General features: G+C 49.6%; 9 protein-coding genes. 2 read left to right on the top strand and 7 right to left on the bottom strand.

Going from position 1 to position 8642, the window contains the following annotated elements; translation table 11 throughout:
• Both LKD70_RS15795 and LKD70_RS15790 read left to right on the top strand, forming a co-directional pair.
• The coding region (locus LKD70_RS15795) for a hypothetical protein (protein ID WP_227708837.1) at nt 1-268 on the top strand (268 nt) is incomplete at its 5' end.
• A gap of 712 nt (nt 269-980) precedes the next feature.
• Nucleotides 981-1877, top strand: a complete 897-nt coding sequence (locus tag LKD70_RS15790; protein WP_227708836.1) for a hypothetical protein — start codon at nt 981-983, stop codon at nt 1875-1877.
• Nucleotides 1878-1984: 107 nt separating this feature from the next.
• Here the strand turns inward: LKD70_RS15790 and purD are convergent, their stop codons facing one another.
• The 7 genes from purD to LKD70_RS15755 are packed head-to-tail and all read right to left on the bottom strand — an operon-like array spanning nt 1985 to nt 8572.
• Nucleotides 1985-3259, bottom strand: coding sequence for a phosphoribosylamine--glycine ligase (gene purD, locus LKD70_RS15785; protein ID WP_227708835.1), 1275 nt, complete (start codon nt 3257-3259; stop codon nt 1985-1987).
• Between the two features lie 45 nt (nt 3260-3304).
• Complete coding sequence (gene purN / locus LKD70_RS15780) at nt 3305-3976, bottom strand: phosphoribosylglycinamide formyltransferase (protein WP_227708834.1); 672 nt, start codon at nt 3974-3976, stop codon at nt 3305-3307.
• Entirely contained in the window at nt 3970-4995 is a 1026-nt protein-coding gene (gene purM, locus LKD70_RS15775; RefSeq protein ID WP_227708833.1) for a phosphoribosylformylglycinamidine cyclo-ligase, read from the bottom strand. Before purM ends, purN begins: the two co-directional genes overlap by 7 nt.
• A gap of 14 nt (nt 4996-5009) precedes the next feature.
• The gene (gene purE, locus LKD70_RS15770; protein ID WP_227708832.1) at nt 5010-5522 is read right to left on the bottom strand and encodes a 5-(carboxyamino)imidazole ribonucleotide mutase; all 513 of its coding nucleotides are present in this window, start codon (nt 5520-5522) and stop codon (nt 5010-5012) included.
• Between the two features lie 53 nt (nt 5523-5575).
• Nucleotides 5576-7750, bottom strand: a complete 2175-nt coding sequence (locus LKD70_RS15765) for an aminopeptidase (RefSeq protein ID WP_227708831.1) — start codon at nt 7748-7750, stop codon at nt 5576-5578.
• Nucleotides 7750-8121: a hypothetical protein gene (locus LKD70_RS15760; protein ID WP_227708830.1), complete on the bottom strand. Its 372-nt coding sequence runs from the start codon at nt 8119-8121 to the stop codon at nt 7750-7752. Before LKD70_RS15760 ends, LKD70_RS15765 begins: the two co-directional genes overlap by 1 nt.
• Nucleotides 8096-8572, bottom strand: a complete 477-nt coding sequence (locus tag LKD70_RS15755; protein WP_227708829.1) for a VanZ family protein — start codon at nt 8570-8572, stop codon at nt 8096-8098. Before LKD70_RS15755 ends, LKD70_RS15760 begins: the two co-directional genes overlap by 26 nt.
• Between the last annotated feature and the right edge of the window lie 70 nt (nt 8573-8642).

The following is an 8642-nucleotide window of genomic DNA, read 5'->3' as shown; positions in this document are numbered from 1 at the left end:
TTGCGGGTTCTCAGGGCAGCGCCCTGAGCCTTCGGAGAACTTTTCGATGTCAATATCTGCAATTTTCAAGGTTCTGCTGAGCCTGATTTTTTCGGCTCAGTTTTTCATAGATCACTTGACACTACCTAATGCCTTTCCCTTGCATTTCGCCAAGTTTTCTTTGCATAATCAGAATACCATCGCCAAGTTTTCTTGTCAATATATTTTGCAAAGTTTTCTTGTCAAAGCATCAAAATCAAAAATCAGTGAAGGAACATTGGTTGGATAAAGGGCCGCGTGCATTAGATCACGATATCCCTCACAGGCATCGCTTTCGCGTGGGAGAGGGGATCCCTCGGAGGCACGCTCGCGCTCGGGACGAACGCAGCGGTGCTAAGCGCGCAAAACACGCGCGCAAGTACCGGCGTTCTTTACGGCCTCCTACGAGATCCCCTCTCCCACGCTGGGTTTCATCAGAACAGAAGTGTGTCCGTCCGACAAGTCAAAGTCCGATGATTGGGCTATGGTTCAATCATACTCTATCTATATCGAGGCACCCGGCACCCGCTTTCCTGCTACATGATTTGTCCGAGTATATGGATGCGCCCAGCCGGAAGGAGGGTGTTGGTTGAGCCCCGTAAAGCAGCGCCGGTACTTGGTGTGCGTACTTTGCACACCTATGTACCGCTGCGCTGCGTCCCGAACGAAAGTGCGGGTGAAACCAACATCCTCCTTACGGCGGAAGCATACAAATCTCCTGACAAATCACAACTTGCCACTGGCAACTTTCGTCCGCATATGTTATGATACACACAAAGCATTAACCATTTCCAGCATGTTTTTATTCTAAGAATGCACGATGCCATTTCAGAAATTCTAATCACATTCAGGAAAATCTCAATGCTTTTATTCCCATTTAACACAGCAGAGAGATTTTTCGGAAGGATTAAACAGACGAAACAGTCTCTTCTGCACCATTTATTCAAAAAGGAGGCTGTCATATGGCAAAACGCAACCGCAAATCCGGACGGAAGAGATCCGGCACAGGCAACACGATCAACCGTACATTTAAATCCACACTTTTTATCATGCTTTTCGAGGATAAGAACAATCTGCTGGAGCTTTACAACGCAATGACGGGAAAACACTATTCGGATCCCGAGCTGCTGAAAATCAACACTCTGAAAAATGCGATTTACATGTCCATGAGAAACGATCTTTCCTTTCTCATTGACGGCAGGCTTTCTCTGTATGAGCATCAGTCCACCTATAACCCGAATCTGCCGCTCCGGTTCCTCTTTTACATCTCCCAGCTCTATTCGGGGATGACGAAGAATGAGAACCTGTACGGCACGGCGGCAGTAAAGCTTCCGCCGCCAGAGTTCATCATTTTCTATAACGGGGAAAAGGAGATGCCAGAGCGGATGGTCAGGAAACTGTCTGATCTGTACACTTTCAAAACAGAAGAGATCCGGCTGGAGCTGGAAACCGTCATGCTGAATATTTCAGGAGATAATAACGTTCCTCTAAAAAGAGCGTGCCGGACACTCCGGGACTATGCAGTGTATACGGACAAGATCCGGGAGTACACAAAGGTAATGGAACTGGAGGAAGCCGTGGAGCTCGCCATCAGGGAATGTCTCAGCGAAGGAATCCTGAAAGAATTTCTGGAGAAACACAGGGCGGAGGCGAAGGAAATGAGTATTTTTGAATATAATCAGGAACGTCATATGATGCAGGAGCGCGAAGCCGCATGGAACGAGGGCAGACAGGAGGGTATCCGGGAAAGCGTCAGAGAAATTGTCCTGAATATGATCCGGCAGGGCCTTACCGATGACCAGATCGAAAATTACTGCAATATTACCAGTGAGGAACTGAAAAAAATCAGAGAAGAGTAAAATTGTAATTTGACAGAAAAGAAGACGGTCCTTATTGACAAAAGCACTCACATCAAATGCCGTTATACATCAATAAAGTTCCGTCTTCCTTTTTATCTTTATTTTATCTACGCCTCGTCAATCGCTTTCCCGATATCGTGGCGCATATATTTATTCTCAAACTTCACCCACTCTGTAGCTGCGTAGGCGTTCTTTCTTGCTTCTTTCAAGTCTTTTCCTTTGGCTGTCACACCGAGGACACGCCCGCCGTTTGTCACGATCGCATCGCCGTCGAACTTTGTTCCTGCATGGAAGCAGTAGTATCCCTCGTGTTTCTTAAACTCGTCGAGACCTGTGATCGGATATCCTTTCTCATATTTCACCGGATAGCCGTCAGACGCCAGAACGACGCACACTGCCGCGTTATCCTCAAACTCCAGATCGATCTGATCCAGTGTCCCGTCAACGCACGCCTCCACCACATCGATAATATCGGTTTTCATGCGGGACAGCACAACCTGCGCTTCCGGATCTCCGAATCTTGCGTTGTACTCCAGAACCTTCGGTCCGTCGGAAGTAAGCATCAGCCCAAAGAAAATCACGCCTTTGAACGGGCGTCCCTCTGCCGCCATGGCGTCCACTGTAGGCTGATAAATATACTTCTCGCAGAACTCCTCCACCTCTTTTGTATAGAAAGGACTGGGGGAGAATGTTCCCATTCCGCCTGTATTAAGGCCTGTATCGCCGTCCCCTGCACGCTTGTGATCCTGCGCACTTGTCATGGTTCTGATCGTCTTTCCATCCACAAAGGAAAGCACGGACACCTCGCGTCCTGTCATGAACTCTTCAACGACCATCTCGTTTCCTGCCGTGCCGAACTTTTTGTCCAGCATGATCGTCTTCACGCCCTCTTTTGCCTCTTCCAGATTCTGGCAGATAAGAACGCCCTTTCCAAGTGCAAGCCCGTCCGCTTTCAGCACAATTGGAAACTTTGCCTCATTTTCCAGATACGCAATCGCCTTGTCCGGATCTGTAAAATTCTCATAGGCAGCTGTCGGGATATTGTATTTTTTCATAAGGTCTTTCGAAAATGCCTTTGATCCCTCGAGAATCGCCGCATTCTTTCTCGGACCAAACGTGCGGATGCCCGCCGCCTCAAGCACATCCACAAGGCCTCCCACCAGAGGATCGTCCATTCCGACGATGCAGAGGTCAATCTCTTTCTCCTTTGCAAAAGACGCAAGTTTATCAAACTCCATCGCACCGATATCGACACACTCCGCGTACTCCGCGATTCCCGCATTGCCCGGCGCACAGTAAATCTTGTCCGCCTTCGGACTCTTTGCCACGCTCGCCGCGATGGCGTGCTCTCTTCCGCCGCTTCCTACGATCAGTACTTTCATTTTTTACCTCCTCATTGTGCGCAATCCCGCCGCATTTCCGCCAGTCTAAGACAGGATCTCTGTCCTGTTGTCCGCCACTTTCACTTTTCCGTTTGCGATCAGGTCAATCGCCCGCGGAAGGATCTTCCACTCCGCCTGCTCCATCACTCTTCGCTGAAGCACTTCCGGAGTGTCTCCCTGCTCCACTTCCACTGCTTTCTGGAGAATAATCGGGCCTGTATCCGTCCCTTCGTCTACAAAATGCACTGTGGCTCCGACCACTTTCACCCCTCTTGCCAGAGCAGCTTCATGAACTTTCAGCCCGTAATACCCCTTTCCGCAGAAAGAAGGAATCAGGGACGGGTGAATATTGATCATCCTGTTTCGGTATTTTTCAATCATCTTCGGCGGAATCACCACGAGGAACCCTGCCAGCACGACAAGATCCGGCTCATAGCTGTCCACCGCGTCGAGAAGCTTTTCGTTGAATATTTCGCGGGTCTCATAATCTTTCGGAGATACGCACACGGCCGGGATCCCGTTTTCTTCCGCCCGAGTCAGCGCATACGCATTCCTGTTGTTGCTGATCACGCCGGCAATCTCTGTATTGGTGATTGTCCCGTTTTTCACGCTGTCAATAATCGCCTGCAGGTTTGTTCCCCCGCCGGACACCATTACGACAATGCGAAGCGCACTCTTTTTGTCCGCTTCATTTGCCGCAGCATTTTTGCTCAGCATAAATCCACTCCCTTTTCTCCGGCCTCAATTCTGCCGACAACATAGGGAGCTTCCCCGGCCTCACGGATCGCTCTCACCGCTGCATCGGCGTCTGTCTCGTCAACCGCAAGCACCATGCCGAGTCCCATATTAAATGTATTGTACATCATCTGCTCCTGGATATTTCCATCCACGGAGAGCATATTGAAGATCGGCGGAATGGGATAGCTGTCTTTTCTGATCACTGCGCGCAGACCGTCCTTTAACATACGCGGCACATTCTCATAAAAGCCGCCGCCTGTAATATGGCTGCACGCCTTGACCGTCACGCCCGCATCTTTTATGCTCTTTAACGCTTTCACATAAATCTTTGTAGGAACAAGCAGCGTCTCTCCGAGAGTCGAACCGAGACTTTCGTAGTATGTGTCGAGAGCCTCTCTCTTCATATTAAACACTTTTCTCACAAGAGAGTACCCGTTGCTGTGCACTCCGGAAGACGCCATGCCAATGAGCACATCACCGGCATTTAAGTTATCCCCGGTAATCATCTTCTTCCGCTCGCACACGCCTACCGCGAAGCCCGCCACATCATATTCATCTTCATCCATCATTCCCGGATGTTCCGCTGTCTCGCCTCCGATCAGTGCTGCACCAGACTGCATACAGCCTTCCGCAACACCGCTTACGATCGCGGCGATCTTCTCCGGTTCATTCTTTCCGCAGGCAATATAGTCAAGGAAAAACAGCGGCTCGCCGCCCGCGCATGCAATATCATTTACACACATTGCAACCGCGTCGATCCCGATCGTATCATGTTTGTCCAGAATCATCGCCAGCTTCACCTTTGTCCCGCATCCGTCTGTTCCGGAAAGCAGAACCGGATCTTCCATCTCTTTTATCCCGGCCAGTGAAAACGCTCCCGAGAAACCGCCCAGGCCGCCCAGAACCTCCGGCCGCATGGTCTTTTTCACATGTTCCTTCATAAGTTCTACCGATCTGTAACCTGCTTCAATATCAACGCCAGCCTTTTTATAATCCATTCTGCTATCTCCCTTTATTTGCCTGCCAGATATTCCTCGTATCCGACTTCTTTTAATCTGTCTGCTTTTGCCTGAACCGTATCCTTCATCTCAGCGGAGTATGCCTTCAGTCTCTCCAGTATATCGTCATCTGAAACCGCAAGAATCTTTGCCGCGAGAATCGCCGCATTCATCCCTCCGTCAATCGCAACTGTGGCAACCGGAATTCCCGGCGGCATCTGCACGATCGAGTACAGTGCGTCCATACCATCCAGATTTTTGCCGGACATGGGCACTCCGATCACCGGCATTGGGAACAGCGCGGCACACATGCCCGGAAGATGCGCAGCCATTCCGGCTCCCGCGATAATCACCTTGATTCCCTTTCCTTCTGCTGCCTTTGCCCACTCAAAGAACACATCCGGCATCCGGTGTGCGGAAATAATGGTCATCTCATAATCAATTCCCAGTTTTTCCAGCATGGAAGCAGCCTTGCTCATCACTTTCAGATCAGAGTCACTGCCCATAACAATTCCTACTTTTGGCATGTCTTATCCTCCTTCTTGCGATAGCCGGGCCCAGACCGCACAGACCGCATCATTTACAGCTTTTCCAGCGGCTCATTCAGAATTTCCGTCCCCGGCAATACGAATTTTCCGTCCTTAATAAGTATAATGTGTTTCCCATCTTTTGTCACTACACTTATTTCTTCTAACTCTTCATAAGGTACGGTTATATCTGTATGGCAGTTATAATAAGCCTGGGAAATATCTTCCTTCCTTTTCCGCGATACAGAGTTCTCTTTTGCAACAATTTCCTTGCCGTTCGGATTATACACGCGGATGTCCTCACTCCATGAATAACAGGTATCGCCAACCGCAAAATGAGGGCCTGTCTTCTCTGCAATCAGAATCGGCATCTTCTCCTCGATTCCATATTTTTTCGCCGTCACATAAGCTGTCGTGTTTGTCCCAATGGCAAATTCACCAAGCGCAAGCGTCTCATGGCCTTTGAACACATTTTCTCTGACGTATCTGCGTCCTTCCTCCAGCGCTTCAGATCCGCATCCGGCATCTGCTCCAGCATCCGCTTCGCGTCCGACGTCCGCTCCAGTCCCCGCTCCGGCACCTGCTCCGCCGCCCTCAAAGTTTGCGCATCGGTAGTCTTTCACCATGCCGTTCTCAAAGGTAATTTCCAGATCTCTGTACTGCAGTCCTTCCAGATACACGCGGCTTACATGGAGCACGCCTTCCGTCCCCTCAAGTACCGGAGAAGTAAACACTTCCCCCACCGGGATATTGACGTCAGCCACACAGTTTTCGAATATCGTCTCTTTCTCCGGATTATTCAGCGAGAACAGCTTCACTCTGATATCTGTCCTGTTTGCGCCTTTTCCCTTCACATGGACATACTCGCCCTGATCGAGAGCGTCAATAATCTTCTGCTGAACCTTTTCATACAGTTTTGCATCCAGCGTATTGATCCGGATCACATCTTCAAAGATCTCCGCATACTGTTCTCCGATTTCCGGCACCGGATAGGCAACAATCGTAAAGCTTCTCTCATCCCCTCTGATATACTCGTTCGTAATCTGCCCGGAACGGCTGTCATATTCCAGCGCAAGCTTTTTCTGTTCCTCACTGTACGCAGGCGCCTCCGGCACCGCCGCCGGCGCAAAGGGTTTCTCTCCGAATGTCTCCATCACAGCCGGCCCTGCAAATCCCGCTGCCAGTTCTTTATTCTTTTCATATACCGTGCGCATCACTTCCAGTCTGCGCTCGATATACCGCCTGTCCAGGAAAAGCGCCTGGTCCTGACGGTGGTCATACTCATACTGCCAGTTCGGCACTGCCCCGAAATATCCGATCTTATGATGCTCCCGCTTTGTAATCACACCGGAAGCAGCGCGGTAGATCACAGGCTTAAGCCCCATTTTTCTGAAATTGTCAATGGCAATGCGGATCACCCGTTCAAACCCGAGCGTGTACCGTATATTCACGACCGACTTCTTCGACAGATCTTTTCCGGTATTGATAAATCCGATCCGGTAGCCTTCCGTATAGACATCAGCCATCTTCCGTATCGTATCCTCTGTGAGAAGGCGAAGATGACGGGCTGTCCCGAGTTCATTTTCCGTAATATATTCGCCGAAACTGTAGAGGTAATCATCTTTTCCGAGATCCGCGTTTTCGATAATGTCCGCCGCAAAGGAATACTCCGGATCTATCTGCTCCATAATGCGGTCCGCCAGGAAGACATCTGTGTAGTCGCTGGCGTACCAGTAAAAAATATCTCTGACCGCCTCAGGCGCAGGCCCCTCTTTTTCTTCACTGCTTTCGAAACAGTTGTAGACTTCAATAAAAAGTTCATACAGAATCGTCAGATAATCCATACGGTTTTCAAAAGAATACGGAATACCCGAACGCATTTCCGCATACATCATAGCCAGCAGTCTTCCCGTTTCAAGTCCGAAATGCTGACACGCATATGCGGGATTCGCGTAACTTTTTTCGTAGTGATCTCCCACAATATCACTGTACAGGATCTGATTCAGACTCCGCTTCTGGTCCGTACTGTAGTGCTCCCAGGCGCCGCTCTCTACCTTACGCCGCACATTTTCAAGTTCCAGAAGAAAAAGAGCCGTGTCCTGAAAATAGCGCACATATCTCTCAGCAACCGTCTCTTCTGTCACAATCCCCCGCAGACGATTTACCGCAAGGTCATGTCTTTCTTCATACTCTCTGTTCTTTTCTCTCTGTATCTGTATTCTGTTCATCAGCTTAAGCCTCCTATAAATATCGCAAAAAACAGAATCAGCGCGGCTGCGCTGACCGGAAGTCCGATCTTACATGGAAGATAGCTGCGGTCCCGCTCTCCGAAACCGCGGATCGCCGCCAGTACGCCGTACACAGACAGGATCGGTGAGATGATCGCAATCCCGCCGACTATGCCGGCCGCCTCTCCCCGCACCGAAAATGAATAAAAGATGCACCCCAGAAGAATCACCAGAGCCGCACCTCCTCCAAAGCAGGAGAGAACACCCTGCCGGGACGGCTTCAGATTCGCCTGACCGTATTTTCTTGTCCCCCGCTTCTTTCTCTCCTTTTCTTTCTGACGCTGTTCAGCGCTTTTTCCGATTCCGAACATGATATCTTCTCCTCATCCAATTACATATGACAAATACAACATATCCCAGCACTCCCCCGATCGTATTCAGAAGGATGTCATCCACATCAAAGCTCCCCACTCTTGTAAACAGCTGCGCAATCTCCACACCCAGACTGAGGAACATACTGTAAAACAATGTCTTGAAAAATCCCCTTGACCTGCTGGCCATGGAAACAAAAAAGCCATACGGCACAAAAATCAGAATATTTCCGGCAAGATTCGCCACAACCGTAAACATGCCGAGTTCTTCCCTGTAAGTAATAAAACGCCTGATTTCTTTGAACAGTTCCAGATTGTATCTGTACTCTTCCGCTGTTCCGGTTCTTCCGTACCACTCCGCAAGAAACAGGAAATAGACGAGAAAGCAGACATACAACAAAAACAGGAGCTTTCCGAAAGCCCTGATAATTTTCGCTTTTTTGACGCTCAATATACTTCCCCTTTATATGTGCATCAGTCACCGAATAAGGGGACTGACCCCGAATAACAGGGTCTGCCCC

Origin of the sequence: Ruminococcus turbiniformis, from assembly GCF_020687545.1 — a bacterium.
GTDB lineage: Bacteria > Bacillota > Clostridia > Lachnospirales > Lachnospiraceae > Mediterraneibacter > Mediterraneibacter turbiniformis.
This window is presented reverse-complemented; position numbering and strand designations above follow the sequence as displayed.